This is a genomic window from Streptomyces sp. BB1-1-1 (assembly GCF_031597775.1).
Taxonomy (GTDB): Bacteria; Actinomycetota; Actinomycetes; order Streptomycetales; family Streptomycetaceae; genus Streptomyces; species Streptomyces thinghirensis.
On record NZ_CP134203.1, the window covers coordinates 595335 to 621137 of the forward strand.

Genomic DNA, 25803 nt, shown 5'->3' on the forward strand with positions numbered 1-25803 from the left:
GGGTCAGGCCAGGGAGAGGAAGAGCTTCTCCAACCGGGCCCGCATCTGCGCCGAATCCCGCACCTCGGGGTCGTCGCTGGTCATGCACTGCTGCAGACCCGTGGCGATGATCGAGAAACCGGCCCGGTCCAGAGCCCGGGAGACGGCGGCGAGCTGGGTGACCACGTCTTCGCAGTCGCGCCCCTCCTCGATCATCCGGATGACTCCCGCGAGCTGTCCCTGGGCGCGCCGCAGCCGGTTGAGCGCCGACTTCAGTTCGTCGGCCGACATGTCGAGTTCCACGCCTACTCCTCCACGAAGCCCACACTGCCCCATATACCCCCGCGGGTATCCTACCCCGCACCAGGGCAGCAACGAGAAAGGTTCTCCTCCGTGATCACCCCCGCCACACCGGCCACCACTCTGAGCACCGGCCAGGCAGCGGACCGCCTCGACGAGTTCACCGTCGTCGACGTCCGCTCCCCCGGCGAGTACGCCGGCGGCCACCTCCCCGGCGCGCACAACGTTCCGCTGGAACGGCTCGACGAGGCCGCGGGCGCCCTGACGGCGGCCGCCGCGCGCGGGCCGCTGCTGCTCGTGTGCGCCTCCGGGGCCCGGTCCGCCAAGGGCTGCGCGCGGCTGGCCGCACGCGGCGTCGAGGCGGCCACCCTTCAGGGCGGCACCGGCGCGTGGGCGGCGGCCGGCCACCCGGTCGAGCGTCCGGCCGGGGCCCGCACGCCGTGGCCCATGGACCGGCAGGTGCGCCTCGCCGCCGGGTCGCTCGTCGCCGCCGGCTTCCTGGCGGGCCGCGTCTGGCGTCCCGGGCACTGGCTGTCCGGCGCGATCGGCGCGGGCCTGGTCTTCTCGGGGGTGACCAACACCTGCGGCATGGCCGCCGTGCTGGCCAGGCTGCCGCACAACCGGCCCACGGGGGGCACCGTCCCGTTCGAGGAGACGCTGGCGCGGCTGGAGGGCTGAGAAACCTAATTTTGCATGACGTGCATCTTTGCATACCATGCAATTTATGTCGGAGAAGAGTGCCGCGGGAGGCGGTCTGCGGGAGCGGAAGAAGCGGGCCACGCGTGCCGCCCTCACCGAGGCCGCGGTACGCCTCGCCGCCGAACACGGAGCGGAGAAGGTCACCGTCGAGGCGATCAGCGCCGCGGCCGGTGTGTCGGTGCGAACCTTCTTCAACTACTTCGACACCCGTGACGACGCCTTCGTCGTCATCGACGTCGACGCGGGCGTACGTCTGCGGCACGCCGTACTCGACGCACCGGCCGGTCTCTCCCCGCTGGAAGCCCTGCGCGAAGCCATGGCGGCCGAGCTCGCCGAGGCGGAGCAGCACCATGAGCTGTGGCGGCTGCACGCCGAGGTGCTGCATGCCTCACCGCACCTCCTGGCACGCGGCGTCGGGGCGCACATGGCGGCCGAGGCGGACCTGGCGGAAGCCATCGCCGAACGCCTCCACGGCGCCGGGGGCGGCGATCGGCCCGGTTCCGGGCCCGGAGGCGGCGAGGAACGGCGCGCGGCGCCGGGCCTCTACCCGCGACTGCTGGCCTCGGTGGCGAACGCCGCGGTGCGGACCAGCATGGACCACTGGTCCGCCCATCAGGAGGACGCCGCCTTCCTCGACGTGTTCCACGAGGTGTTCGCCCTCCTCGCCGCCGGTCTCCCGGCACCTTCCGCGTAGCCTCCGCGCCGGGCTCGCGCGACCCATCAGACCACCACCGAAAGAGATGCTGTGACCGCATCCCAGGCGCCCGCCGACGCGCCTCCCACCTCCATGACCCCACGGCAGATACTCCAGGCCATGTCCGGCCTGATGGCCGGCATGTTCGTCGCCATCCTGGCCGGCACCGTCGTCTCCAACGCGCTGCCCACGATCATCGCCGACCTGGGCGCCAGCCAGTCCTCCTACACCTGGGTCGTCACCTCCGAACTGCTGGCGATGACCGCGACGGTGCCCCTGTGGGGCAAGCTGTCCGACCTCTTCAACAAGAAGCTCCTGCTGCAGCTCTCGCTGGCCATGTTCGTGGTCGGCTCGCTGCTGGCCGGCTTCTCCCACGGTGTCGGACTGCTGATCTTCAGCCGGGTCGTGCAGGGCATCGGCGCGGGCGGTCTGACCGCCCTCGCGCAGGTCGTGATGGCCTCCGTCATCCCGCCCCGCCAACTGGGCAAGTACGCCGGCATCTTCGGTGCCGTCTTCGCCGTGGGCACCGTGGCCGGTCCGCTGATCGGCGGTGTCCTGGTGGACACCTCGTGGCTGGGCTGGCGCTGGTGCTTCTTCATCGGCGTGCCGTTCGCGCTGCTCGCCATCGCGCTGCTGCAGCGCACGCTGCGGCTGCCCACCGTGTCGCGCAAGGTGCGCATCGACTGGCTCGGCGCCTTCCTGATCGTCGCCGGTGTCTGCGCGCTGCTCATCTGGGTGTCGCTGGCCGGCAACGAGTTCGACTGGGCGTCCTGGCAGACCGGTGCGCTCGCCGGCGGTGGCGTGCTGCTGCTGGTCGCCGCGGTCTTCGTCGAAGCCCGCACCCCCGAGCCGGTCATCCCGCTCGGCATCTTCCGCAACCGCACGGTCACGCTGACCACCGTCGCCAGCCTCCTGGTCGGTGTCGCCATGTTCGGCGGGACCGTCTTCCTCTCGCAGTACTTCCAGGTCTCCCTGGGCAAGTCGCCGACCGTCGCGGGTCTGATGAGCCTGCCCATGATCCTCGGCCTGCTGGTGTCGTCCACCGTCGCCGGGCAGGTGATCAGCCGGACCGGCAAGTGGAAGCGGTACCTGGTGGCGGGCGCCGCCCTCATGGCCGTCGGCCTCGCGCTGCTCGCCACGATCGACGCGAAGACGCACTTCGGCCTGCTCAGCCTCTACATGGCGATCCTCGGCGTCGGCGTCGGCATGCTGATGCAGAACCTGGTGCTGGCCGCGCAGAACGACGTGCCCGCCGCCGACCTGGGCGCCGCGACCTCCGTACTGTCCTTCTTCCGCAGCATGGGCGGCACCATCGGCGTCAGCGTCCTCGGCGCCATCCTCGCCAACCGGGTCGCCAGTGAGATGACCAAGGGGCTCAGCAACGCGGGCATCACCGTGCCCGGCGGTGAGGGCTCGGGCGAGGGCAGCGTCCCGGACATGTCCACGCTGCCCGCACCGATGCGGTCCATCGTCGAGCACGCCTACGGGGTCGCCACGGCCGACCTGTTCCTCGTCGCCACGCCGTTCGCGCTGCTGGCGCTGGTCGCCGTCGTGTTCCTGAAGGAGAAGCCGCTCAAGACCACCAGCGGCATGGAGCGCCTCGCCGAGGAGTCCGGCGAAGCGGCCGCCGTTCCGGCCGACAAGGGCCCGGCGGCGCCGGTCGGCTGACCGCCGGCGGACAGTACACGCAGACCCCGGCGAAGATGCCGCACGGGCGGCGGGAGGACGTCCCGCCGCCCGTGCGGTGTGGTGGGTCCGGTGCCTCAGATGCCGAACGGTGCCGCGTAGCGGACGGTGCCGGCGGGCAGCGGGTGGGCGGTGTCCAGGGTGAGGGCCATGAGGGCCTCGTCCGGGACGTCGATGGTCAGGCCGATGCCGTGGGCGGAGGCCCTGCCGAAGCCGAACCGCGGGTAGTACTCCGGGTGTCCGAGGACGACGACATGGTGCTCGCCCAGACGCTCGGCCGCGGCCAGCGCCGCCCGGACGGCCGCCGTGCCGGCGCCGCCCTTCTGCCGATCGGGCCGGACGGCGACGGGTGCCAGGCAGAGCGCCGGGCTGTCCCCGATGTGGCAGCGGGTCAGCAGGGCGTGGCCCACGGGGCGGTCGTCGTCGTCCACCGCGACGAGGGACAGTCCGTCGATCCAGGCCTCGGGGTCGGCGCGCAGGGCGTCGACGAGGGCGGCCTCTTCCGGCGTGGGGAAGGCGGTGCGGACGATGTCACGGATGACGGGGACGTCGGCGCCGGTCTCGGCGCGTGTGTTCCAGGTATGGGTCATGACGGGATGAGGATCCGTTTCCGGGTTGCGTTCGACTGGGTCAGGCCATGGCCCGGGACGTGAGGGAGACCCGGGCGCCGCGCGGGGCGGCATCGAGCGCGGTCATCGACCTCACGCCCCTTTCGTCCTGGTCTACTCCGTCTTGGTCGAACGCGAACGGCCCCAGCCTACTCCGTACGGGACCCCGCGGGGGCGGGCGGGCTCACTCGCTGGGGGAAGGGCTGGAGTCGTAGACCGGGACCTGCGACTGGATGTTGAAGGTGACGGAGCCCGCCTTCTCGAAGTTCAGGGTGATCTTCATGAAGTCACCGCCGCGGACGACCTCGCGTACGTCCCGCAGGAGCAGGTGGTTGTTGGTCGGCTCCAGTTGCTGCAACTTGTTCGGCGGCAGTTCCACCCCGTTCGGCAGGGTCTTGCCGTCCGCGTCCACGATGCTCACCGACTCCGCGTTGGGGCTGCTCGCGCCCACCAGCCGGTCGGTCTTGTCGCCCTCGTTCATCAGCCAGACGTAGGCAGGCACGTCGTCACCGGGCTGCCACGGGTCTCCCTCGGGCTCGGCCACGTGGGCGTAGCGGATCAGGACGGGGCCGACGCTCGCGTTCTGGCCGGGCGCGTGCCAGTCCCGCAGTTCGAAACTGTCGTCCCCGCCGCAGCCACTCAGCGCCAGAGCCGTCGCGGCCAGCACGGCAGCGGCGGCGGAACGGGCGGTTCTCCCGCGGGTGAGCACCATGGAGCCTCCAGTACAGCGGTCCGGTATCCGCGTCCGGGTTGCCCCGGGGCCGGACCGTAAACGGCTGGTAATACGGCAGGTCAGGCCGGAGCGGCGGGGAGCGCCCGGCCTTCGGGTCCGCGGACGGGCGGCCGGTGCGACGGCCCGCGTGGGAGGGTGGGGGAGCCGGCGCGTCGCACGGGACACCGTGCCCGGCTCCACGGGCGAGGTCACCCGCGCCTCCGGGCGGCGTCCCGACCAATCCACGGGCCGCGCGGCCTCGGATTACGTGGGGACATCCCCGCCCGTCGCATTCTTTTGGAGAAACCGTCGTGAAGGAAGCCGTGCACATCGGCAGAAATCCATCGGCCCAGCCAGATCTGCAAAAGCTCATCCATGAGGTGGCCCTGGGCGATCAGGACTCTTTCGCCGCGGTCTACGACGCCGTGGCGGGGTCCGTTCTCGGGGTCGCCCGGGCGGTGCTGCGGGACCAGGCGCAGTCGGAGGAGGTCGCGCAGGAGGTGCTGGTGGAGGTGTGGCGCACGGCGCCCCGCTACCGGCCCGAGCGCGGCACGGTGGTCAACTGGATCCTGACCCTGGCCCACCGGCGGGCCGTGGACCGGGTGCGTTCGGTGGAGGCCGCGGCGGCCCGCGATCACAAGGCCGCACTGCTCGACCGTACGCCCGAGTACGACGAAGTGACCGAACAGGTGGAGACACGGCTGGAACGGGAGCAGGTGCGGCGCTGTCTGCGCACCCTGACCGAGATCCAGCGCCAGTCCGTCACCCTGGCCTACTACCGCGGCCTGACCTACCGGCAGGTCGCCGAGGCGCTCGCGCTGCCGCTCGGCACGGTCAAGACACGGCTGCGCGACGGTCTCATCCGGCTCCGTGACTGCCTGGGGGTGAGCGCGTGATGCGCACCGAGGACCTGCACAGCCTGACGGGCGCCTACGCCCTGCACGCGCTGCCCGACGACGAGCGGGCGGCCTTCGAACGCCATCTGCCGGACTGCGGCTCCTGCGAGCAGGAGAGCCTGGAGTTCGCCGCCGCGGCGGCGCGGCTGGGGCTGGCCGCCACGGTCTCGCCCGGTCCCGTGCTCAAGGACCGGGTGCTGCACCGCATCACCACCGTGCGCCAGGTGCCGCCGGGCGGCGGGACCGTGGAGCGGGCGCGTCGCGTCGTGCCCCGGGGGCGCGGCCTGGCCCGGTGGGCACTGGCGGCGTGTGTGGCCGCGGCGGCCGGGCTCGGCGGCACGGCGGTGTGGCAGTACGAACGGGCGCAGGACGCCGGGGAACGGGCCACGCAGGCACAGCAGCGGGCCGAGGAGCTGGCCGGGGTGCTGGCCGCGCCCGACGCCGCCTCGCGCACCGTGCGCCTGGCCGACGGGGCGAGCGGGACGCTGGTCGTCTCCGACCGTCAGGACCGCGCCGTCTTCCTGGCCTCCGGCATGGCCGAGCCGCCGGCCGGCAAGGTCTACCAGCTCTGGTTCGACGACCACGGCACGATGCGGTCGGCGGGCCTGATGGACCGCGGTCGCGGCAGCCAGGCGGTGCTGATGGAGGGTGCCGTGGACGACGCGGCGGGCGTCGGCATCACCGTGGAGCCGGCGGGTGGCTCTCAGCAGCCGACCAGCACGCCGATCGCGCTGATGAGCATGCCCGCGTGAACCGGGTGGGGGCCCGCGTGGCCCCCACCCTTGGAGGATCCTCTACGGATTCCGACGCGGCGGGCGCGGGAAGAAGCCGCTGGTGCGTGCCGCGTACTCCGCCCAGCCGGGGCGGTCGGCCATGTGCCGTTCCAGCAGCCGCTTCCCGCTGCCGCCGATCAGCAGGTACGTCATGACGAGCGGGGAGACGACGGACACGGCGGCGGCCGGGCCGCCCGCGTCGCAGGCGATCAGGAAGAGGCCCCACCAGACGAGGAAGTCACCGAAGTAGTTGGGGTGCCGGGTCCAGCTCCACAGGCCGCGGTCCATGACGCGGCCCCGGTTGGCCGGGTCCGCCTTGAACCGGGCCAGCTGAGCGTCGCCGACCGCCTCGAAGCCCAGCCCGACGGCCCATACGGCGGCCCCGGTCCAGGCCAGGGCCGTCATCGGGCCGGGGCCGTACGAGGCGGCCTGGACGGGCAGCGACACCAGCCACACCAGGGTGCCCTGGAGCAGGTAGACCATGCGCAGGGCGTAGAGGTTCCGGTTGCCGTGCGCCTGGGCGAGCATGGCGTCGTAGCGGGGGTCCTCGCCGTGGCCCCGGCCGCGCCGGGCGATGTGCGCGGCGAGGCGCAGCCCCCATACGACGGTCAGGGCCGCGACCAGGGCGCGGCGCCCGGTGTCGCCCTCCCCGGCCGTCGTCGCCACGGCGCAGGTCACGGCGGCGACCGCGGCGAAGCCGAGGCCCCACGCCACGTCCACGACACGGTGCACGCCCTTGCGCACGGCGACGGCGAAGGTGGCCAGCATGACGGCGAGCGCGGTCGCCGCCGCCCAGCCGAGGCCGACGGCGAACGCGCCCCACGGGAAGCCGCTCACGGGCGGTCCGCCCGCTCGTACCACTCCCCCGGCGTCGCGGGCATGCCGCTGACGCCTTCCCGGGTGGGCCGGACGCTCAAGATCTGGTCGACGCCCATGCGCCGCTGCTCGAAGGCGAGCGCGCCGCCCACCAGGTACAGCCGCCACACCCGTGCGGTCTCCTCGCCGACCAGCGCGACGAAGTCGTCCCAGCGCTGCTCCAGGGTGTGTTCCCAGGCGGTGACCGTGCGGACGTAGTGCTCGCGCAGGGACTCGGTGTGGCGCACTTCGAGTCCGGCGTCCTCCAGGAGCTGGACCGTCTCCCCGAGGGGGCGCATGTGCATGTCGGGCGCGATGTAGGCCTCGATGAAGGCGCCGCCGCCGGGCGCCTTGCGACCCCGGGACATCTGCTGCACCAGCACGCGGCCCCGTGGACGGACCAGGCGGTGCAGGGCTGCGGCGAACGCCGGGTACTCGGCGTCTCCGACGTGTTCGCCCATCTCGACGGTGGACACGGCGTCGTAGTCGCCGCCCGCGATGTCGCGGTAGTCCTGGCAGATCACCTCGACCCGGTGCTCCAGTCCGCGCTCGCGCACCTGCTCGCGCACGTACGCAGCCTGTTCCGCGGCCAGGGTGACCGCGGTGACCTGTGCCTTGTGCTGTTCGGCGGCGTACAGGGTGAGTGATCCCCAGCCGCAGCCGATGTCGAGCAGGCGGGCGCCGGAGGTGAGGCCCAGCTTGCGGCAGATCAGCTCCAGCTTGGCGCGCTGGGCGTCCGCGGCGCTCGCGAGGTCCGCGTCGGTGTGCTCGTCGGCCCACACGCCGCACGAGTAGGCCATGGTGTCGTCGAGGAGCAGGCGGTAGAAGTCGTTGGAGAGGTCGTAGTGGTGGCTGATGGCGGCCCGGTCGCGGGACTTGGTGTGCAGGCCGCCGCGCAGCCGGGCCTGGGAGGCGGGGGCCGCCGGGCGGGGGCCGACGGCGCCGAGGCGGATGGCGGTGCCGGAGGCGCGGGCGCGGTCGGCGAGGCCGAGGCGGGGCGGGTGCAGGCGGCGTTCGCGGGTGGCCGCCCACATCCGGCGCAGGCCGTCGGCGAGGTCGCCGTCCACGTCGAGTTCGCCGGTGACGTAGGCCTGGGCCAGGCCCAGTTCGCCGGGCTGCCAGAGCAGGCGGCGCAGCGCGCGCCGGGAGCGTACGACGACCACGGGGCCGTCGGCCGGGCCGGTCTCGGTGCCGTCCCAGGCGCGCAGCCGGACGGGGAGGGGACCGCCGAGCGCGTCCTCGACGAGCGCGGCGAGCCGGTGCGCGGCGCCCGGCCGGGTGGTGCGGGCGATGGTCATCGGGCCTGGCCCTCCTTGGTGAACAGGTACTGCTGGACGTCGAGGTAGCCGGCCCGGAAACCGGCCTCGGAGTAGGCGAGGTAGAAGGTCCACAGGCGCCGGAACGTCTCGTCGAAGCCGAGGGCGCCGACCTCGTCGGTGTGCTCGGTGAACCGCTCCCGCCACAGGCGCAGCGTCTCGGCGTAGTGCGCGCCGAAGTCGTCACGGCGGGCGGTGCGCAGCCCGGTGTGGTCGCGGACGGTGTCTTCTATGGCGTCGGTGGAGGGGATCAGGCCGCCGGGGAAGACGTACTTCTGGATCCAGGTGTAGGTGTCGCGGGCGGCCGTCATGCGGTCGTGCGGCATGGTGATGGCCTGGAGCGCGGCCCGGCCGCCCGGTTCGAGGCGGTCGTCGAGGGTGCGGAAGTAGACCGGCCAGAACTCGGCTCCGACGGCCTCGATCATCTCGACGCTGACGACGGCGTCGTAGGTGCCGGTCTCCTCGCGGTAGTCGCGCAGTTCGACCCGGACGCGGTCGGCGAGCCCGGCCTCGTGGGCGCGTTCGACGGCGCGGTCGCGCTGTTCGCGGGAGAGCGTGAGCGTCGTGACGTGGGCGCCGCGCGCGGCGGCCCGCAGCGCCAACTCGCCCCAGCCGGTGCCGATCTCCAGCAGGCGGGTGCCCTCGCCGACCTCGGCGAGGTCGAGGAGCCGGTCGATCTTGCGCCGCTGGGCGGCGGCGAGCGACTCCTGGCGGGAGGGGAAGCCGAGGAAGACGGCGGAGGAGTAGCTGAGGGTCTCGTCCAGGAAGAGGGCGAACAGGTCGTTGGACAGGTCGTAGTGGCTGCTGATGTTGGAGCGGGCGCCCTCGGGCGTGTTGCGCCGGGCGGCGGGGTGGCGCTGGGCCCACAGGCCGCGCAGCCGCTGGAGCGGGGCGGGGACCAGTTCCGCGGCGTTGGCGGCGAGCACGGTGAGGGCGCCGACCAGGTCCGGGGCGTCCCACTCGCCGGCCATGTAGGACTCGCCGAAGCCGATGAGGCCCTGGGCGCCGATCCGTCCGTGGAACGCGTCGGGGTCGTGGACCTCCACCAGCGGCCCGCCGAGGCCCACGGTGTCGCCGTCGGCGAAGCGCACCCGCAGCGGCAGCCGGTCCAGGGCCCTGCGTACGACGGTCGCGGCGGTGGCGCGGCGCGCCCGGGAGGTCCGGGGCGGGGCGGCCACGTCGGGCCAGCGGGCCGGGTCGACCGGGGTGCTGCGGGCGCCCGGGACCCGGGGGGCGGTGGCGGGGCGGGGATGGGTTGTGGTCATGTCGCTTTCTCCGTGGTGCGGTGACTCGGGCGCGGCTGGACGGGCAGACCGCGCAGGTAGAGGCGGATGCCGTGCCTGCGGATGCCGGCCGACACCGCGAGGGTCGAGAAGGGGTGCCGCAGCGCGAGGCGCAGCAGGGAGGCCCCGGTCGGTTCGCGTCGGACGCCCCGGACCGTCGCGGTGAACGGCCGGGCGCCGGGCCGGTCGAGCCGTACGGTCAGGTCGAGGCGGTCGGCCGGCAGGGGCAGCCGCATGCGGTAGGCGCCGTCGACGGGGAAGAACGGCGAGACGTAGAAGTCCTTGTCGACGTGCGCGATGCCCGCTTCGTCGGGGTGCAGCAGGTAGGCGTGCCGCTGGCCGTAGGTGTTGTGCACCTCGGCGACCACGCAGCGCGGGGCGCCGTCGGGGCCGTGGCACCAGTACAGGGTCAGCGGGTTGAAGACGTGGCCGAGGACGCGGGCGTGGGTGAGCATGAGGACCCGGCCCCCTTCCAGGTCGACGCCGCGGGTGGCGAGGAAGCGTTCGAGGCCGGCTCGCAGGGAGGGGGCGTCGCCGGTGAAGTGGTCGGCAGCGCGGAATCCGGCCAGGGGGCGCAAGGGGCGCGGCAGCACGGGGAGCCGGTCGATGTCGACGAGCCACATGTAGGTGCGGTGGCGCAGGGTGTAGTGGACCGGTTCGGTGCGTACGTGGCCTGTCTCGCACGGGTACAGACCGGGCCGCCCCTGGAGGGCGTCGGTCACCAGGTCACTCCGAGGGCCGCGGCGGCCTCCACTCCCGAACGGCAGCCGTCCTCGTGGAACCCCCAGCCGTGGTAGGCGCCGGCGAAGGCGGTGACCGGGGTGCGCAGGCCGGGCAGGCGGCGCTGGGCGGCGACCGACTCGGGTGTGTAGACGGGGTGTTCGTACGTCATGCGGGCCAGCACCCGGCCGGGGTCGACGCGGTCCTCGCCGCCGAGCGTGACGACGTAGGTGTCGGACGCGTCGAGGCGTTGCAGCCGGTTCATGTCGTAGCTGACGCGGACCCGGTCGGCGCCCGCGTCGCAGGACGGCACGAGGTAGTTCCAGGACGACCTGGCGCCCCGTGCGCGCGGCAGCAGGGCGGTGTCGGTGTGCAGGAGGGTGGCGTTGCGGGAGTAGCGGAACGCGCCGAGGACCTCCTTCTCCTCGGGCGTCGCGTCGGCCAGCAACTCCAGTGCCTGGTCCGGGTGGACGGCGACGACGAGGTGGTCGTACGAGTCCGTCCCGCCGTCGGCGGCGGTGACGTCCACGCCGTCCGCGTGCCGGGTCACCGAGCGGACCGGGGTGGCGGTGCGCACCTCGGGCAGCCGTTCGGCGATCCGGTCCACGTAGGAGCGGGAGCCGCCGGTGACCGTGCGCCACACCGGCGACCCGCCCACCGCGAGCAGGCCGTGGTGGTGCAGGAAGCGGAACAGGTAGGCGGCCGGGTAGCGCAGGGCGGTGGCCGCGTCGCAGGACCACACGGCGGACACGACCGGAGTCATGAAGTGGGCGCGGAAGTACGGCGAGAAGCCCTCGCGGTCCAGGAACTCGCCCAGTGTGAGGGTGTGGTCCGGGTCCGTGAGGAGCAACCGCCGGGCCGCGCGGTGGAATCGGGGCACCTGCGCGAGCATCCGCAGATACGGGCCGCGCAGGACGTTCCGCGGACGCGCGAGGATGCCCGCCGGGCCTCGGGCGCCGGCGTATTCCAGTCCGCAGCCCTCGCACCGCACCGACATGCTCATCTCCGACTCCTGGGTGGCGACACCCAGTTCGTCGAAGAGGCGCAGCAGGTTCGGGTAGGTGCCGCGGTTGTGGACGATGAAACCGGAGTCGACCCGGTGGACCCGGCCGTCGGACGACGTCAGGTCGTGCGTGTGGGCGTGCCCGCCGAGGCGGTCGTCCGCCTCGTAGACGGTGACGTGGTGGGCGTGGCCCAGTACGTACGCGGCGGTCAGTCCCGCCACCCCGCTGCCGATGACGGCCGTACGGCGGACGTTCGCCCCGGCACGTTCCGGCCGCGCCTCCCCTGACGCTCGCGGCATCGCTTCTCCTCCACCCCGCAGTGATCAACGCTGGCGTGGGTAATCCGAGGCCGCGGCCCGGGCGGATTGGCGGAGGTTCCGACGATCGTCCGGAGCCATCCGCGCGGCGGGCGGCAACGAATCACTTGTGAGGCGACGAAGAGGGATGAAACGCCATGAACGACACTTGCGAACTGGCCGACTGCCAGGATGTGTGCGGGTCGCGTGCCGTGCGCGACGGCGTGCGGGACCAGCTCGACCGCTGGGGTTCGGGTGCCCTCGCCCCCGACGCCGAGCTGGTCGTCACGGAGCTGCTGAGCAACGCCCTGCGGCACGGCAGGCCGCCGGTGCGGGTCGCGCTGACCGTGCTGTGCGCGCCGCGCGGCCGGTCCTCGGTGCGGGTCGAGGTCACCGACTCCGGTGCCGCCTTCGACGTCGGCCTCGTCCGGGCCCGGTGGCGGCATCCGTCGTTCCGCGTGGGGGAGACCGGCCGGGGGCTGTTCCTCGTGGACGCCCTGTGTTCCCGGTGGGGCGACCGTCCGGCCGAGGGCGGGCACACTGTCTGGGCCGATCTGTGCTGACGGCCGGTGACACCCGACGGTGGCGGACCCATCCGTCCACGGCGCGGCAACGGATCACCGTTGGTCCTCGGTGGTCCTCGGTGGTCGGCGGTGGTCGGCGGTGATCAGCGGGGATCAGCGGGGATCAGCGGGGATCAGCGGGGATCAGCAGGGATCAGCGGGGATCAGCAGGGATCAGCAGGGAAGGGGAGGAGACCGGATGAGCGCGGAGGACGAACCGTTGACGAGGACACTTCTGGTACGACGCCGGCCGCCGCTGACGCGCGCGGCCGTGCTGGTGCTGCACGGCGGCCGGGCGGAGAGCCGCCGCACCGCGCGGCCCTGGCACCTCGCGGCGCTCCGGATGCACCCTTTCCTGCGCGCCCTGAAGGCGGACACCGACCGCGACGACGTACTCCTGGGGCAGGTGCGCTACCGCAGCCGCGGCTGGAACGGCGCCGGCGCGGAGCCGCTGCGGGACACCCGGCGGGCACTCACCGAGCTGCGGGACCTCGTCGGTGAGGTGCCGGTGGTCCTGCTGGGCCACTCCATGGGCGGCCGGGCCGCCCTGCGAGCCGCGGACGCCCCTCACGTACGGGGTGTGGTGGCCCTCGCCCCCTGGTGTCCGCCCGGCGAGCCCGTCGACCAGCTGCGGGACCGGCAGGTACTCGTCCTGCACGGCAGTCGTGACCGGATCACCGATCCCCGGGAATCCGCCGCGTACGTCTCCCGCGCCCGCACCGCCGGTGCCCGGGCCGGCATGCTGATCGTGGAGAACGGCGACCACGCCATGCTCCGCCACCACGACGGCTGGCACCGCACCGCTTCCTCGGCCGTCGCCCATCTGATCGCCCCCGAGACGTCCCCCTCCCCGCTCTTCACGCTCGCCGCTTCGGCCGTCGAACCTCCGGTCCTGCGCCAGGGCCTCGTGGTCGTCGCACGCGAGTGACCGCGTCTGTTAGGATCATCGGCGAACCGACGCCTTCCCGGGCTCGGACACGTGTCCGCCGGGGAGGCTTTTTTCATGCCCTGGAGGGCCAGTCGACCAGTCCCCGCGAAGGAGTCCCATGTCAGTCGTTGTGCGCCCCGCGACCGCTGCCGACCGTCCGACAGTGGAGCGGTTGTGGCTGATGTTCCGCCATGACATGTCGGAGACGGACGGCCAACTGCCCGGCCCGGACGGAACCTTCCGCGCCGATCGGCTCCGGGCGGCCTTCACCGACGCCGACTGGGCGCCGTACCTGTTGTTGAGCGGGGACCGCCCCGCCGGTTTCGCGTTCGTGCGCGACCTGTCCGGCCGGGTCCGCGTGCTGAACAGCTTCTTCGTCGTCCGCGGAGGGCGCAGGAGAGGGATCGGGCTGCGGGCCGTCCAGGAGATCGTGGCCAGGCACCCGGGGCGGTGGGAAGTCGCCTTCCAGGACGCCAACCAGGCCGCGGTTCGCTTCTGGCGTCACGTCGCCGCCGAGATCGCGGGCGAGGCGTGGGCCGAGGAGCGCAGGCCGGTACCCCATCGCCCGGACCTGCCACCGGACGTCTGGATCTCCTTCGGCGTGAGCTCTACGGGCACGAGTTGAGCCGGCCGGACGGCCGGCCCCAGCCCGGGCTCACAGGAACCGGCGGATGGGCCGGACGGCGACCTCACGCACCCGCTGGACGGCGGAGCGTCTCTTCCAGCGGCCCGCCCTGATCAGGGTGCTGGCCGCGATGTCCGCCTCGAAGTGATCGTCCAGTGTCGCGGTGAACTCCGGGTTCAGCACGGCCAGCATGACCTCCTCGTCGTGGTCGAGGGAGCGGCGGTTGAAGTTGGTCGAGCCGATCAGGGCGGCGACGCGGTCGACGGTGATGACTTTGGCGTGCATCATCGTCGGCTGGTACTGGTAGATCTTCACCCCGCACGCGATGAGGTCCTCGTAGTAGTGCTGCCCGGCCAACTGGCAGACCCGTTTGTCGGTGTGCGGCCCGGGCAGCACGATCTCCACCTCGACCCCGCGGCGAGCGGCGGCGCACAGCAGCTCGACGAAGTACTCGTCCGGTGAGAAGTACGCGGTGGCCAGGCGGACGCGTTCCTCGGCCGACTCCAGCATCACGCGGATCAGGGTCTGCATGTCCTGCCAGCCGAAGCTCGCCGAACCGCGCACCACCTGAACGATCGCGTCGCCCTGGCGCGGGTGCGTGACGAACCGGTCCCGGTCGTCGAAGAGTTCGTCGTGGCACTCCGCCCAGTTCTGCGCGAAGGCCGCGGCGACGCCGTCCACCGCGGGCCCCCGGACCTCGACGTGGGTGTCACGCCACTCGTTCGGGTTGCGCGCGTCACCGCACCACTCCTCGGCGATCCCCACCCCGCCGGTGAAGGCGGTCTCCTCGTCGACGACGAGGACCTTGCGGTGACAGCGGTGGTTCTGCTTGAGCGGCGACAGGTACAGCGGCTTGCGGAACCACGCCACCTGCACCCCGGCCCGCTCCATCGTCCGCAGCTGCTCGGCCTCGATCAGCCGGCTGCCGAACCCGTCCAGCAGCAGCCGAACCCGTACCCCGGCACGGGCGCGCTCCGCGAGGGCCTCGGCGAAGCGGCGGGCGATGTCGCCCTTCCAGTACACGAACGTCATCATGTCCACCGTGTGCTCGGCACGGCGGATACCGGCCAGCATCGCGGCGAAGATCTCGTCGCCGTTGCGCAGGACGGTGAGCGCGTTGCCCTCGGTCGCCGCGATCCCGATCAGCCGCTCCAGACGCCGCCGTATCCGCGTGACGCGGGCGTCGACCGAGGCAGAGGCGGGGGCCGCCCCCGACGCCTTCGGGGCCGGCGGGGTCAGTCCGGGCGGTTCCTGCGTGCTGGTCATGGCATTCCCTGGCCGGATCACGACGAGGAAACATCGGGCCGCGGCGCCCGGTCCGGCACGGGCTGAGCGGCGAGCCGACTGTACCCCCGGCCACCGGGCCCGCGCGGACCCTGCCCACTCACCCGGGCCGCCTGGGGGGCGGCGGCAGTCATGCCGTCCGGCCCGGCGCCCGTCGGGCGCCGCCGGCCGCCGCTCCACCCCGGCCCGGTGGTGTTTCTTGCGGTCGGTGGGTGCCGGACGGCAGGCTTCGGGGTGTGGCCACTTTGCTCATCGTGCATCACACGCCGTCGCCGAACTGCCAGGCGATGCTGGAAGCCGTCGTGTCCGGGGCGACCGCGCCGGAGATCGAGGGGGTGCGGGTGGTCCGGCGCGCGGCGCTGGCGGCCACCGCCGTCGACGTGCTGGAGGCCGACGGGTACCTGCTGGGCACCCCGGCGAACCTCGGCTACATGTCCGGGGCGCTGAAGCACTTCTTCGACCAGGTCTACTACCCCTGCCTGGACCAGACCCGGGGCCGGCCCTTCGGCTACTACGTGCACGGCGGCAGTGACACCACCGGCGCGGTGCGCGCCGTCGAGTCGGTCACGACGGGCCTCGCCTGGCAGCGCGCGGCGCCGGTGGTGAGCGTGGCCGGTGCGCCCGGCAAGGCCGATCTGGAGGCCTGCTGGGAACTGGGGGCCACGCTCGCCGCCGGGCTGATGGACTGACCGGCCCGGCGCGGGCCTCGGAGCGGGTCGAAGGCCCCGGACGCGGGGAGGCGGGCCGGGGCTCGTTCCTCACGGTATGCCGCCCGCCCCCGCGTCCGGGCACTCCCTGACGGAACGCTGACGGCCTGCGCGGGGATGCTGACGGGACGCTGACGCGCCCGCCGCGCGTCAGGCGTCGGCCGGTGACCGAGACAGGTGCAGGACCGTGCCCTCCCCGTTGGCCGACAGCAGGAGTGAGCCGTCCGGGGCCGCGGCGAGTCCGGCGAAGCGGGGCGCCAGGCCCGGCATGCCGCCCGCGAACAGCGCGGGCTCGGTGCGGGGGACGACGCCCGGGGGCGGTCCGACGGGGAGGTGCTCCGCCTCGACGCGGGTCTCTCCGGTGGTGAGCGAGATCGCCCGGAGCGTGCGGTGGGCGGTCTCCACCGTGAACAGGTCGTCGCCGAGGACTGCCAGGCCCTGCGGTGCGCCCAGCCCGTCCGCGAGGGTCGCGAGGGTCGCCGTCCGGCCTTCGCCGCCGTCGCCGTGGTGGACGCGGAGCACCGATCCGGCCCGTTCGTCGCTCACGTAGCAGCGGCCCGCGTCGTCGAACGCCACGTCGACCGGGTGGTCGAGCCCTTCCGCCAGCACGGTGACCGCGCCCCCGGAGTCGATGGCCACGACCCGGCCTGCCCCCGTCTCCGCGACGACGAGGGAGCCGTCCGGTCCGACCGCGATGCCGAGGGGCCGGTCGAGCCCGGTCGCCCGGGTCCGGGAACTGCGGCGCGCGGGGTCGTACGTGACGACGGTGCCGTACTGCGAGGTGAGGTGCAGCAGGTCGCCGTCGGCGGCGATGCCGTGGGCGAAGGTGAGCAGGGCGAGGGTCGTCACGTCACCGCCGGTGCCTTCGCCGGGCGGCTCCGGGCTCGCCACCCGGTAGTGGTCGGCCGCGTGCACCGTGCCGCCCAGGTCGATCGTGACGCCGTACGGTCCGTCGAGTCCGCGCGGCACGAGGTCGCGGGTCCGGCCGTCGGAGTGCAGCTCGGTGACGCCGCCACTGGCGTAGCTGGAGACGAACATCCGGTTCTCCGCGTCGAACGCGGCGTTGTCCAGACCGGTCAGTCCGCTGGTGACGAGGGTGCGGGAGCCGGTGCCGTGCAGGTCGACGCGGGTCACGATGCCCTCCACGCCCCGGGAGAGGACGTGGAGGACGCCGCCCTGGTCGAAGCGGACGGCGACCGGTTCGTGCACGTTCTCGGCGACCACCTCGGGTACGCCGCCGTCGGGCGGGATGCGCCAGACCTGCCCCGTGATCATGTGCGGGTAGTACAGGTGGCCGTCCGGGCCGAGCTGCATGGCGTTGCCGAGCGCGAGTCCGCCGGTGAGCACGACCGGGTCGCCGCCGTCCGGGAAGAGTTCCAGCAGGCGGCCGTCGGGCTTCATCTCGTTGACGAAGAGACGGTCGCCGACGCAGGTGATGCCGTTGGGGTTGGTCACGGCCGCGGAGACGAGGCCGTACTCGCCGGCGGGGTCGCGGCGCCACACCCGGCCGGGCACCAGGTCGGCGACGTACATCGAACCGTCCGCGCCGAAGGCGAGGTCGTCCGGCGACTGGATCGGGCCGTCCATCGGTACGACCACGTCGACGTCGCCGGTCGCGGGGTCGACGGCGCTGATCTGCCCGGCGAGGAACTGGGCGACGTACAGCCGGCCGTCGGGGCCGAACGCGACACCGTTGGAACCCCAGAGCCGGTTGGGCCGGTTCAGGCGGCTCACCCGCCGGTGCGGGCTGGTGACGCGGTGGTCGCCGGTCGGGTCGAAGCGGCTGGGCGCGGCCGTCACGGCTGCCCGTCCTCGACGATGACCTCGGCCATGCCGCCGTCCGCGCGCCAGCGGCGGAGGAGTTCGTGGAAGGCGACCGGGCCGTCGCCGTACGCCTGGCTGTGCTCCCGGGGCCTGCCCTCGTTGTTGTAGTAGCCGGGGGTGCACTCGGCCTGGAAGGCGTACAGGTCGGCCGCCTTCTCGCGGATGGTGGCGACCCAGGCGTCCTGGGCCTCGGCGGTCGGTTCGACGTACCGGGCGCGGCGCTCCCGGGCCCGCGCGACGATCTCGGCGACGTGGGTGGCCTGTTCGTCGAGGATGTGGACGTAGTTGACCGCGCTGGCGTTCTGCAGCGGTCCGAGCTGGAAGAAGTTGGGGAAGCCGTGGCTGTAGAAGCCGTGGAGCGTCTTCGGGCCGCTCTTCCAGGCCTCCAGCAGCGGCACGCCTCCCCTGCCGTACACGGGGAGCCTGCCGGACAGGACGCCGGAGATCCCGGTCTCGAATCCGGTGGAGAAGATCACGCAGTCGACCTCGTACTCCTCTCCCCCGGTCACGACGGCGTGCTCGGTGATCCGCTCCACGCCGTGGCTGTCGGCGGTGTCGACGAGGGTGACGTTGGGGCGGTTGAAGGTCTGGAGGTAGTGGTCGCTGAAGGTGGGCCGCTTGCACATGTAGCGGTACCAGGGCTTGAGCTTCTCGGCCGTCGCCGGGTCCCGGACGACGGCGTCCACGCGGTCCCGCAGCTCGTTCATCTTCTGGAAGTCGGCGAGCTCGTAGGCGAGTTCGCGTTCCTCGGGCGAGAGGTCCGCGTAGCCGTCGGTCGGGATCAGCTTCTGCTGGAGGCGGGCGGTACCGGTCCAGGCGTCGCCGACCATGTCCTCGTCCGTCCCGACGCCGGTGACGGTCTGAAGGAAGTTGTCCCGGCGGCGCCGCTGCCAGCCCGGCTCCAGGGACTTCGCCCACTCGAGGTCGGTGGGGCCGTTGTCCCGGACGTCGACCGAGGAGGGGGTGCGCTGGAACACGTACAGGTGCTGGGCGTCGGCTCCGAGGTGCGGGACCGCCTGGATGGCCGTGGCGCCGGTGCCGACGAGGGCGACGCGCTTGTCCGCGAGGCCGTGCAGGCCGCCGCTCGCGTCGCCGCCGGTGTAGTCGTAGTCCCAGCGGCTGGTGTGGAAGACGTGTCCCTTGAAGGTCTCGATGCCGGGAATGCCGGGCAGTTTGGCCTGGCTGAGGGTGCCGCTGGCGACCACCACCCAGCGGGCCCTGATCCGGTCGCCGCGGTCGGTGAAGACGGTCCACTCCGCCTCGGTCTCGTCCCAGTGCAGGCCGGTGGCCCGGGTCTGGAAGCAGGCGTCGTCGTAGAGGCCGAAGTGCCGTGCGATCGCCTGCGCGTGCTGCCGGATCTCCTCCCCCGGCGCGTACTTCCACTTCGGGACGTAGCCGATCTCCTCCAGCAGGGGCAGATAGACGTAGGACTCGATGTCGCAGTGGATGCCCGGGTAGCGGTTCCAGTACCAGGTGCCGCCGAAGTCGCCGCCCTGCTCGATCACCCGGATCGAGCCCACGCCGGCCTGACGCAGCCGCGCCCCGGCGAGCAGACCGCCGAAGCCACCGCCGATGACGAGTGCCTCGACGCGGTCGGTCAGGGGCGGCCTGGTGTACTCGGGGTCGGCGTGGGGGTCGGTGTCGAAGGAGTCGAAGGCGCCGGTGGGGCGCCGGTACTGGGAGTTGCCGTCCGGGCGGACCCGGCGGTCGCGCTCCGCGCGGTACTTGGCGCGCAGGGCTTCCGGGTCGAAACCCAGCTCGTGGGGGCCGGGAGTGAGGGGTGAGGTGTGGGGGGCGGACATGCGCGTCCTGGTTCCTCTCTGCGGGCTGTGCCGGTCGGGCACAGTCAAGCGAACCAGTCGGACAACTCCCTGACAGTCGGCCGTGGACGACCGCACGTGCTGCACGTCACAGGGTCGGGGACGGTCAGAGACGGGCGGGCCGCCCCAGCCAGTAGCCGAATCCCCGGCGGGTGTGGATCAGCGTGTCTCCCTCCTCGTCGACCTTGCGGCGCAGCCGCGAGACGAGCCGTTCCACGGCGCCGGAGGTCGGCAGGTCGGTCCACACGTGACGGCCGAGCTGCTCCTTGGACAGCACCCGTTCCGCGTGCTGGAGGAGGCAGCGCAGCAGGCGGTACTCGCTGGGGGTGAGTGCGATGGGGCGCCGTCCGCGCCGCGCCCGGCAGGACGCCTCGTCCAGGACCAGGTCGTCGTAGCGCAGGGCGAGGACCGGTCCGGCAGGCTCGGCCGCCCGGACCAGCCGCTCGGCGGTGGCGAGGATCTCCGCCGTCTGCACCGGCCCGTCCCCGGCGCCGGACCGCATGCTGCCGAGGAACTCGCCGCCGGCGAGCAGGAGCACGGGCGGCCGGACGGGCTCGGCGAGCCTGCCGGTCCGGCCCCCGAGCCGGTGCAGGTCCGGCAGCGTCACGTCGAGGACGACCAGGTCGAAGCACCGCTCGGTCAGCCGGGCCATGGCCTGGGCACCGCCCCGCGCCAGGACGACCCGGTAGCCCGCCAGCCGCAGCGTGCTCCGCAGCAGCTCCGCGGTGCGGTCGTCACCGACGGTGAGCAGGACGTGCGGCACGCCCGCACGGCGTGCGGACTCCCCACCGCGGGACTCGCGCGCGGACGGGTCGGCCGGGGCCGCGGGGGCGGACGGCGGCTTGGGCATGCGCGCCATTTTAGCCGTCGCTTGCGTTACTCAAGCAATGCGGTCGTTCTCGGCCGGCGGCCGTTCTCTGCCACGCCGAGCGGCCGGGGCCGGCCGTCTAGCCCGACCGTCCCCGGCGCCGCCCGCCCGCTCGCCCGTCAGCTCTTGGGCATCAGGACGGTGTCGATGATGTACACGTTGGCGTTGGCGGTCTTGACGTTGCCGCAGACGACCTTGGCCGAGTCGTTGACCGTGTAGGACTCGTCCGAGCCGGACGTGGTCAGCTTGGACTTCTGCAGCGTCTCGAAGGAGCCGTTCTCCAGGTCCTGGGGAGCCAGCTTCTGGCCCACCACGTGGTAGGTCAGGATGTCGGTGAGCATCGCCTTGTCGTTGAGGACCTTGTCCAGGTCGGCCTTCGGGATCTTGGCGAAGGCGTCGTTGGTCGGCGCGAACACCGTGATGTTCTCGGCGTTGTTCAGCGTGTCGACCAGACCGGCCTTCTTCACCGCCGTCACCAGCGTGGACAGCGCCGGGTTGTTCGACGCGGCGGTGGCGACCGGGTCCTTGGCCATGCCGTCGAAGGAACCGGCACCGTCCTTCGGCACCGACGAACACGCCGGACCGAACGGCTCGTCCGCACCGGCCATGTCGCCGCCGGTGTCGGCGGACTGGTCTTCGCCGGCCGCGGGGGCCGAGGAGGCCGCCTGGGCGGAGTCCGACGAGCCGCTGTCGCCGTCGTCGGAGCAGGCGACCAGGGCCAGGGGCAGGATGGCGGCCGCGGCGACGGCGACGGCGGAGCGGCGAATGCGGGCGTTCATGGGTTCTCCCGGATAAAAGGGCAGCACGAAGGCTGCGTTGGTGCGGACTGCCGTTACGGCGGTGAAGTGGTGGTCGGTCGACGGGGTGCGCGGCCCCGCTCGTCGTCAGTCGTCGGACCCGCGCCGGTCCCGGTCGGCATCCCTCGTCGCGACGAGCGCACTCGGAGGTTCCGCGCTCGTCGCGGGGGTGTCCCCGCTCGGCCGGGGACCCGGCGCGGGCGTGTGGGGGTCGAGCCGCCCCGCGCATATGGACCGCGCAGGGCGCGGGCCGGCGGGCCGGTGTCGGTGTGTCCTCGGTTCTTCCCTCACATGGGGAATCCGGAGCCGGACCGGCTCCGGATTGGCCGATCACCCGATCGAGTGAAGATGTTTCGCGACTACGCCTGTGACCTGGGGTTTTCTTCGGCCACGAGGGACGGTCAGAGGGGCGTCGCGGCGCGGAGGATGAGGAACATCGTGACGGCGGCGTTCGCGGAGGACATCGCCGACACGGCGGTTCCGGCGGCCGCGGCCCATGCCGCCAGGCCCACCGAGGTGAAGACCGAGGGCCAGGTGCGGACGGCGGGAGCGGGGCCCAGCAGGGCCGCCACCCGGCGCGGTACCGGACCGGGCGCCGCCAGGCCGGCGAGGGTGGCGACCGGGGTGCCCCGGGAGACGAGGGCCGCCTTGCCGATCGCGGTCGCCACCGCGCGGCGGCTGCCGACCGCCCGCGCGGCCGCCTCGTCCGCCCACCGCTCCGCCGTGTAGGACACGGCGGTACGCAGCGGCCGCAGGAACGGGTTGGCCAGGGCGGCGAGCCGGACGGCCAGCAGGAAGCGATGGTGCCGGCCGGTCAGGTGGGCCCGCTCGTGGGCGAACAGCGCGCGCCGCTCGGCCGGTGCGAGGCAGTCGAGCAGGGCCGTGGTCACCACCACCCGGTCCCGGCGTCCGCCGGGCAGCGCGTACGCGTAGGGCACGTCGTCCGGCAGTACGGCCACCTCGGTGCCCGGCAGGCCGTCCAGCGCGCGGTGGGCACGGCGACGCACCCTGCCGTGCCGCCACAGGGCTCGCGCCGAGGCCACGACCACCGCGCACAGCGCGGGGATCGCCGCCTTGCCGACGACCTCGTCGTACGGCACCGCCGCCCGCACCTCCGGGTCGGACCAGCCGTCCGGCAGGGGGTTGCCCGGCAGCTGCGCGGTGCCGACCACCATCACCAGGGCCAGGCACACCGTGCTGCACAGGGCCATCACCGCGGCCACGGCGGTGAGCAGCCGGGTCGCGGTGCGCGGGTGCAGATGCTGTTCCGCCAGCCGGGCGATCGGCCACGCCGTCAACGGCAGGACCAGCGGCAGAAAGACGAATACCCCCATGCGGCGTCAGCCGTCCCCCGCGTCGGGTACGTGACCCAGCAGTTCGCGCAGCAGCCGCTCGTCGTCCGGGTCGAGGCCGGTGACGAAGCTGGCCAGCACCGCTTCCCGGTCGCTCTCGGCGTCCAGGACCTTGCGCATCTTCCGCGCGGCCAGGCCCGCCTGGTCCGAGGCCGGTGTCCAGGCGAAGGAACGGCCCGCGCGCTCGCGGGCGACCGCGCCCTTCTCCAGCAGCCGGGTCAGGATCGTGATCACCGTGGTGTAGGCGAGGTCGCCGCCCAGGCGCTCCTGCACCCAGCCGGCCGTCGCGGGTCCGTCCGCCTCGCGCAGCGCCGACAGCACCAGCGCCTCCAGCTCGCCCTGCCCCCGCCGCCGCGGACGCCGGTGATCGCTCACGGCCCGTCTCCTTCCGCCGCAGTGCCACGTCTGTCCGATGTCTGTCCGAACGGACATCGTATAGACGCGCCGGCCCCGTCAGCCGCCCAGGCGCCCGGCGTACGTCACGAAACCGACCACCGCGCCGTACCGGACCGCGACCGGTTCGTCGGGAACATGCCGGACATCGCCCCTGGTGCCGGTTTCAGTGGTCCGTGGCGCAGCAGCCGCCCGCGCCGTCGCCGGTGGCCGGCGCGGTGTCGAGGCGGCAGTAGCAGGAGGCCTCGACCGGGACGTCCGCCAGGGCGGTGGCGAGCTTCAGTTGCTGTGCCACGATCCGCGCCTCCCCCTCCTTGCCCAGGCGCACCAGGCACTCGTGGAGTCCGTGCAGGGCCCAGACGTTGCCGGGGTGCTGCAGGGCGCGGGGCAGGGTGTCGTCCAGGCCCAGGTCGGCCCGGTAGACCGCCTCGGCCTCCGCGACCCGGCCCTGTTCCAGGAGCAGGGCACCGTAGGCGTGCCGGGTGGGCTGCATCCAGCCCCACGGTTCGTCGTAGGGAAGACCGTCGTCCAGTTCGATCGACCGCTCCAGGGCGGCGAAGGCGGCGGCGTGGTCGCCCTTTCGGTACTCCAGTTCGCCGTCGAGCATGGCGGAGGCGATGGCGAGGATGTCGGCGCAGGTGTTGTTGAACAGCGTGCGTGTCTCCGGCACCCGGCCGACCGCCTCGCGGAACCGGACGCGTTCGGCCTCCGCCTCGGCGACCTGGCCGGTGGCGGAGAGGGCGACCCCGCGGGCGTAGTGGAGCATCACGGTCGTCACGCAGTACAGGCGCGGGTCGGCGGGCAACGGCAGCCCGAGGATGTCCGCCCAGCGGCCGAACCGGATCAGGACGTGCACCCGCATGGCCACGAAACCCTCCAGCCAGTCGGCCATCGGCGGGCTTTCGACGCGCAGCAACTCCTCGGGGACGGACGCCTCCAGCTGCGCCGCGGTCTCCAGGGCGACTCCGTACTGGCCGAGGAACATCGCGCCGTAGATCCTGAAGTGGTAGTTGTGCGAGCGGTAGAGGGTGTAGAAGTTCATCGCCCCGGCCCGCGCGCGGTACTTCTCGTCGGCGGCGATCGCGGCACTGTTGTCCGACACGACGCGCCGGTAGTCGCCGCACAGCACTTCGAGGTGGGACGGCATGTGGTTGAGGTGCCCGGCGTCGGGCACCAGGCCGCGCAGCCGGTCGGCGACGCCGAGGGCCGCCTCGGGGGTGGCGGACATCTCCATCAGGTGGACGTACAGGTGCAGGACGCCGGGGTGCTCGCGTCCGCCCTCGGTGGCCAGGGCCCGGTCGAGGACGGCCTTCGCCTCCAGGGTGCGGGCGCCCTCGGCGGGCAGTCCGGTGCGCAGGTCCCAGAGCTGCCAGGGCGTCAGGTTCATGAGCGCGTCGGCGTAGAGGGTGGTCACGTCCAGGTCGTCGGGGGCGAGGTCGTGGACGGCCCGCATGCTCTCGGCGTACGGCTCGTTCCACACCGAGCAGTCCTCGACGGCGCGCGCCTGCGGGTAACGGGCGCGCAGGGCGCCGATCAGGGCGCGTTCGAGCGGGGTGGCGGAGCGGGCCGCCTTCTCGTGGGCGAGTTCGACGGCGGCGTGGGTGCGGTCGACGGTGCGCGTCAGCTCCGCGGTGTCGAAGGCCTCCCACGGCTTGTTGTAGTTCGGGCCGAGGGCGTAGGCGATGCCCCAGTGGGCCATGGCGCAGTCCGGGTCGGCCGCGGCGGCGGCCTCGAAGCAGGCGACGGCCTCCTCGTGGTGGAAGGCGTACGTCCACACCAGCCCGCGGTCGAACCACCGCTGGGCCTCGGGGGACGAGGTCGTCACCGGGCGACCGTGGGTGCCGAGGTCGTAGTAGTCCGTGGGGTCCATGAGGGGACGTATACCGCACTCCGGGACGGCCACGGAGTACTTCGCGGGACGGTCACACCGACCGGTGTCCCCGCCGGGCGCGGTGCGCCCGGCGGGGGTGGGGGCGGTGTTGCGCGGATCAGCGGATCAGCGGATCAGCCGAAGTCGACGTCGCTGCACAGGAAGTACGTCTGGTCCATGTGCGACGCCTGCCAGATCGTGTAGACGACGTGCCGGCCGCTCAGGCCCGAGGTGCTCACCGGGATCTCGTAGTTCTGGCTGGGCGCGTACCTGCCGGTGGTCGCGACCAGTTGGAGGTCGTCCCAGCCCATGGGCTGCGTGGCGGGGTCGAAGCCCTGCCGGGTGACGTAGACCTTGAAGTAGTCGGCGCCGTGGCTGGCCTGGTCGTACAGCTTGACGGTGAAGTTGTCGGTGACGTCCGTGGTCTGCCAGGCGCCCACGGTGTCCAGGGAGTTGTAGCGCCCGCCCTCGGTACGGCCGCCGCTGCACAGCTGGCCGTCGGGCACGACCGCCTCGAAGTTGCCCGCGGAGCCGTTGCGGTACAGGCCGTTCCAGTTCCACATGGCGTTGGGGTTGTCCTGCCAGGCCTGCCAGCACATGGGGTCTTCCTGCGCCATGGCGGGGTTCTGGAAGTCGTCGCCCCAGCGCTGCCAGCAGCCGTAGTTCCGGGATGCGGGGTCGACGACCGAGCCGTGGGCGACGGCGGTGCCGCTCCAGGGGATCAGGGTGAGCAGTGCCGCGGTCACGGTGCCGAGGGCCACGGTCGACGCACGCCGGATCCTTTTGGTGCGATCATGACAAGTCACGACGTCCTTCTTTCGCGTGGGGGGACAGCGATGGAGGGTCGAACACCGGAAGCACCAGTGGGAGCGCTCCCAAAGCCTTCGGAGAACAGGCTGCGCCCGGACAAACGGAATGGCAATAGTTGAAATGCGCCAGTTCCCGCCCGAC

Annotated in this window: 26 protein-coding genes; 9 read left to right on the top strand and 17 right to left on the bottom strand. The window is 72.9% G+C overall.

What is annotated here, in order from left to right; genetic code table 11:
• Positions 1-3 precede the first annotated feature (3 nt).
• Positions 4-282, bottom strand: coding sequence for a metal-sensitive transcriptional regulator (locus RI578_RS02605; protein ID WP_003978241.1), 279 nt, complete (start codon positions 280-282; stop codon positions 4-6).
• Between the two features lie 90 nt (positions 283-372).
• Between RI578_RS02605 and RI578_RS02610 the strand changes: the two genes are divergently transcribed.
• The 3 genes from RI578_RS02610 (at position 373) to RI578_RS02620 (ending at position 3340) form a co-directional block, all read left to right on the top strand.
• Positions 373-957: a rhodanese-like domain-containing protein gene (locus RI578_RS02610; protein WP_310869496.1), complete on the top strand. Its 585-nt coding sequence runs from the start codon at positions 373-375 to the stop codon at positions 955-957.
• Positions 958-994: 37 nt separating this feature from the next.
• Positions 995-1672, top strand: a complete 678-nt coding sequence (locus RI578_RS02615) for a TetR family transcriptional regulator (protein ID WP_310869497.1) — start codon at positions 995-997, stop codon at positions 1670-1672.
• Positions 1673-1765: 93 nt separating this feature from the next.
• Positions 1766-3340 (top strand): MDR family MFS transporter, encoded by a 1575-nt coding sequence (locus RI578_RS02620; RefSeq protein WP_310875645.1) that lies wholly within the window; start codon positions 1766-1768, stop codon positions 3338-3340.
• A gap of 95 nt (positions 3341-3435) precedes the next feature.
• Here the strand turns inward: RI578_RS02620 and RI578_RS02625 are convergent, their stop codons facing one another.
• Together RI578_RS02625 and RI578_RS02630 are read right to left on the bottom strand one after the other, a co-directional pair.
• A complete protein-coding gene (locus RI578_RS02625; RefSeq protein WP_310869498.1) occupies positions 3436-3948 on the bottom strand; it encodes an N-acetyltransferase in 513 nt (170 codons plus the stop codon).
• Between the two features lie 202 nt (positions 3949-4150).
• The gene (locus tag RI578_RS02630) at positions 4151-4678 is read right to left on the bottom strand and encodes a copper chaperone PCu(A)C (protein ID WP_310869499.1); all 528 of its coding nucleotides are present in this window, start codon (positions 4676-4678) and stop codon (positions 4151-4153) included.
• A 311-nt stretch (positions 4679-4989) separates the two neighbouring features.
• On the opposite strand from RI578_RS02630, the gene RI578_RS02635 reads away from it, so the two are divergent.
• Both RI578_RS02635 and RI578_RS02640 read left to right on the top strand, forming a co-directional pair.
• Positions 4990-5574 (top strand): sigma-70 family RNA polymerase sigma factor, encoded by a 585-nt coding sequence (locus tag RI578_RS02635; RefSeq protein WP_310869500.1) that lies wholly within the window; start codon positions 4990-4992, stop codon positions 5572-5574.
• Entirely contained in the window at positions 5574-6326 is a 753-nt protein-coding gene (locus tag RI578_RS02640; protein ID WP_310869501.1) for an anti-sigma factor, read from the top strand. Before RI578_RS02635 ends, RI578_RS02640 begins: the two co-directional genes overlap by 1 nt.
• 42 nt (positions 6327-6368) lie before the next feature.
• Here the strand turns inward: RI578_RS02640 and RI578_RS02645 are convergent, their stop codons facing one another.
• From RI578_RS02645 to RI578_RS02665, 5 genes are read right to left on the bottom strand one after another with little or no spacing between them, the layout of a single operon-like run.
• Positions 6369-7184: a DUF1295 domain-containing protein gene (locus tag RI578_RS02645; protein ID WP_310869502.1), complete on the bottom strand. Its 816-nt coding sequence runs from the start codon at positions 7182-7184 to the stop codon at positions 6369-6371.
• Entirely contained in the window at positions 7181-8500 is a 1320-nt protein-coding gene (locus RI578_RS02650; RefSeq protein ID WP_310869503.1) for a cyclopropane-fatty-acyl-phospholipid synthase family protein, read from the bottom strand. Before RI578_RS02650 ends, RI578_RS02645 begins: the two co-directional genes overlap by 4 nt.
• Positions 8497-9783, bottom strand: a complete 1287-nt coding sequence (locus tag RI578_RS02655; protein WP_310869504.1) for a cyclopropane-fatty-acyl-phospholipid synthase family protein — start codon at positions 9781-9783, stop codon at positions 8497-8499. Before RI578_RS02655 ends, RI578_RS02650 begins: the two co-directional genes overlap by 4 nt.
• A complete protein-coding gene (locus RI578_RS02660) occupies positions 9780-10523 on the bottom strand; it encodes a DUF1365 domain-containing protein (protein ID WP_310869505.1) in 744 nt (247 codons plus the stop codon). The genes RI578_RS02655 and RI578_RS02660 overlap by 4 nt, the downstream gene beginning before the upstream one ends.
• Positions 10520-11824, bottom strand: a complete 1305-nt coding sequence (locus RI578_RS02665) for an FAD-dependent oxidoreductase (RefSeq protein WP_310869506.1) — start codon at positions 11822-11824, stop codon at positions 10520-10522. Before RI578_RS02665 ends, RI578_RS02660 begins: the two co-directional genes overlap by 4 nt.
• A 155-nt stretch (positions 11825-11979) precedes the next feature.
• On the opposite strand from RI578_RS02665, the gene RI578_RS02670 reads away from it, so the two are divergent.
• From RI578_RS02670 to RI578_RS02680, 3 genes are all read left to right on the top strand, one after another.
• Positions 11980-12384 carry an ATP-binding protein gene (locus RI578_RS02670; RefSeq protein ID WP_310869507.1) on the top strand — a complete coding sequence of 135 codons (405 nt, stop codon included), beginning with the start codon at positions 11980-11982 and terminating at the stop codon, positions 12382-12384.
• A gap of 199 nt (positions 12385-12583) precedes the next feature.
• Complete coding sequence (locus RI578_RS02675; RefSeq protein ID WP_310869508.1) at positions 12584-13312, top strand: alpha/beta hydrolase; 729 nt, start codon at positions 12584-12586, stop codon at positions 13310-13312.
• Positions 13313-13430: 118 nt separating this feature from the next.
• Positions 13431-13937: a GNAT family N-acetyltransferase gene (locus RI578_RS02680; protein ID WP_310869509.1), complete on the top strand. Its 507-nt coding sequence runs from the start codon at positions 13431-13433 to the stop codon at positions 13935-13937.
• Between the two features lie 30 nt (positions 13938-13967).
• Here RI578_RS02680 and RI578_RS02685 read toward each other — a convergent pair whose 3' ends face one another.
• Complete coding sequence (locus RI578_RS02685) at positions 13968-15203, bottom strand: phospholipase D-like domain-containing protein (protein ID WP_310869510.1); 1236 nt, start codon at positions 15201-15203, stop codon at positions 13968-13970.
• A 254-nt stretch (positions 15204-15457) separates the two neighbouring features.
• Here RI578_RS02685 and RI578_RS02690 point away from each other — a divergent pair, with 254 nt between their 5' ends.
• On the top strand, positions 15458-15910 hold the full coding sequence (locus tag RI578_RS02690; RefSeq protein WP_310869511.1) for an NAD(P)H-dependent oxidoreductase: 453 nt from the start codon (positions 15458-15460) through the stop codon (positions 15908-15910).
• Positions 15911-16078: 168 nt separating this feature from the next.
• Here the strand turns inward: RI578_RS02690 and RI578_RS02695 are convergent, their stop codons facing one another.
• The 8 genes from RI578_RS02695 to RI578_RS02730 all read right to left on the bottom strand — a co-directional run bounded on the left by RI578_RS02695 (position 16079) and on the right by RI578_RS02730 (position 25658).
• Positions 16079-17728, bottom strand: coding sequence for a hypothetical protein (locus RI578_RS02695; RefSeq protein WP_310869512.1), 1650 nt, complete (start codon positions 17726-17728; stop codon positions 16079-16081).
• Complete coding sequence (locus tag RI578_RS02700) at positions 17725-19554, bottom strand: NAD(P)/FAD-dependent oxidoreductase (RefSeq protein WP_310869513.1); 1830 nt, start codon at positions 19552-19554, stop codon at positions 17725-17727. Before RI578_RS02700 ends, RI578_RS02695 begins: the two co-directional genes overlap by 4 nt.
• A 124-nt stretch (positions 19555-19678) precedes the next feature.
• Positions 19679-20422: a response regulator transcription factor gene (locus tag RI578_RS02705; protein ID WP_310869514.1), complete on the bottom strand. Its 744-nt coding sequence runs from the start codon at positions 20420-20422 to the stop codon at positions 19679-19681.
• Positions 20423-20559: 137 nt separating this feature from the next.
• Complete coding sequence (locus RI578_RS02710; RefSeq protein WP_310869515.1) at positions 20560-21219, bottom strand: fasciclin domain-containing protein; 660 nt, start codon at positions 21217-21219, stop codon at positions 20560-20562.
• A 419-nt stretch (positions 21220-21638) separates the two neighbouring features.
• Positions 21639-22571, bottom strand: coding sequence for a M56 family metallopeptidase (locus RI578_RS02715; protein ID WP_310869516.1), 933 nt, complete (start codon positions 22569-22571; stop codon positions 21639-21641).
• A 6-nt stretch (positions 22572-22577) separates the two neighbouring features.
• On the bottom strand, positions 22578-22964 hold the full coding sequence (locus RI578_RS02720; RefSeq protein ID WP_310869517.1) for a BlaI/MecI/CopY family transcriptional regulator: 387 nt from the start codon (positions 22962-22964) through the stop codon (positions 22578-22580).
• 184 nt (positions 22965-23148) lie between these two features.
• Complete coding sequence (locus tag RI578_RS02725; RefSeq protein ID WP_310869518.1) at positions 23149-24852, bottom strand: hypothetical protein; 1704 nt, start codon at positions 24850-24852, stop codon at positions 23149-23151.
• Positions 24853-24986: 134 nt separating this feature from the next.
• Entirely contained in the window at positions 24987-25658 is a 672-nt protein-coding gene (locus RI578_RS02730) for a lytic polysaccharide monooxygenase (protein ID WP_310869519.1), read from the bottom strand.
• Between the last annotated feature and the right edge of the window lie 145 nt (positions 25659-25803).

Excerpts from the sequence above, each read along its gene's own strand:
- RI578_RS02670 (WP_310869507.1), top strand. The coding sequence starts at position 11,980 with ATGAACGACACTTGCGAACTGGCCGACTGCCAGGATGTGTGCGGGTCG.
- RI578_RS02675 (WP_310869508.1), top strand. The coding sequence starts at position 12,584 with ATGAGCGCGGAGGACGAACCGTTGACGAGGACACTTCTGGTACGACGC.
- RI578_RS02615 (WP_310869497.1), top strand. The coding sequence starts at position 995 with ATGCAATTTATGTCGGAGAAGAGTGCCGCGGGAGGCGGTCTGCGGGAG.
- RI578_RS02640 (WP_310869501.1), top strand. The coding sequence starts at position 5,574 with ATGCGCACCGAGGACCTGCACAGCCTGACGGGCGCCTACGCCCTGCAC.
- RI578_RS02665 (WP_310869506.1), bottom strand. The coding sequence starts at position 11,824 with ATGCCGCGAGCGTCAGGGGAGGCGCGGCCGGAACGTGCCGGGGCGAAC.
- RI578_RS02650 (WP_310869503.1), bottom strand. The coding sequence starts at position 8,500 with ATGACCATCGCCCGCACCACCCGGCCGGGCGCCGCGCACCGGCTCGCC.
- RI578_RS02715 (WP_310869516.1), bottom strand. The coding sequence starts at position 22,571 with ATGGGGGTATTCGTCTTTCTGCCGCTGGTCCTGCCGTTGACGGCGTGG.
- RI578_RS02725 (WP_310869518.1), bottom strand. The coding sequence starts at position 24,852 with ATGGACCCCACGGACTACTACGACCTCGGCACCCACGGTCGCCCGGTG.
- RI578_RS02710 (WP_310869515.1), bottom strand. The coding sequence starts at position 21,219 with ATGAACGCCCGCATTCGCCGCTCCGCCGTCGCCGTCGCCGCGGCCGCC.
- RI578_RS02680 (WP_310869509.1), top strand. The coding sequence starts at position 13,431 with ATGTCAGTCGTTGTGCGCCCCGCGACCGCTGCCGACCGTCCGACAGTG.
- RI578_RS02700 (WP_310869513.1), bottom strand. The coding sequence starts at position 19,554 with ATGTCCGCCCCCCACACCTCACCCCTCACTCCCGGCCCCCACGAGCTG.
- RI578_RS02655 (WP_310869504.1), bottom strand. The coding sequence starts at position 9,783 with ATGACCACAACCCATCCCCGCCCCGCCACCGCCCCCCGGGTCCCGGGC.
- RI578_RS02705 (WP_310869514.1), bottom strand. The coding sequence starts at position 20,422 with ATGCCCAAGCCGCCGTCCGCCCCCGCGGCCCCGGCCGACCCGTCCGCG.
- RI578_RS02685 (WP_310869510.1), bottom strand. The coding sequence starts at position 15,203 with ATGACCAGCACGCAGGAACCGCCCGGACTGACCCCGCCGGCCCCGAAG.
- RI578_RS02625 (WP_310869498.1), bottom strand. The coding sequence starts at position 3,948 with ATGACCCATACCTGGAACACACGCGCCGAGACCGGCGCCGACGTCCCC.
- RI578_RS02630 (WP_310869499.1), bottom strand. The coding sequence starts at position 4,678 with ATGGTGCTCACCCGCGGGAGAACCGCCCGTTCCGCCGCCGCTGCCGTG.
- RI578_RS02620 (WP_310875645.1), top strand. The coding sequence starts at position 1,766 with ATGACCCCACGGCAGATACTCCAGGCCATGTCCGGCCTGATGGCCGGC.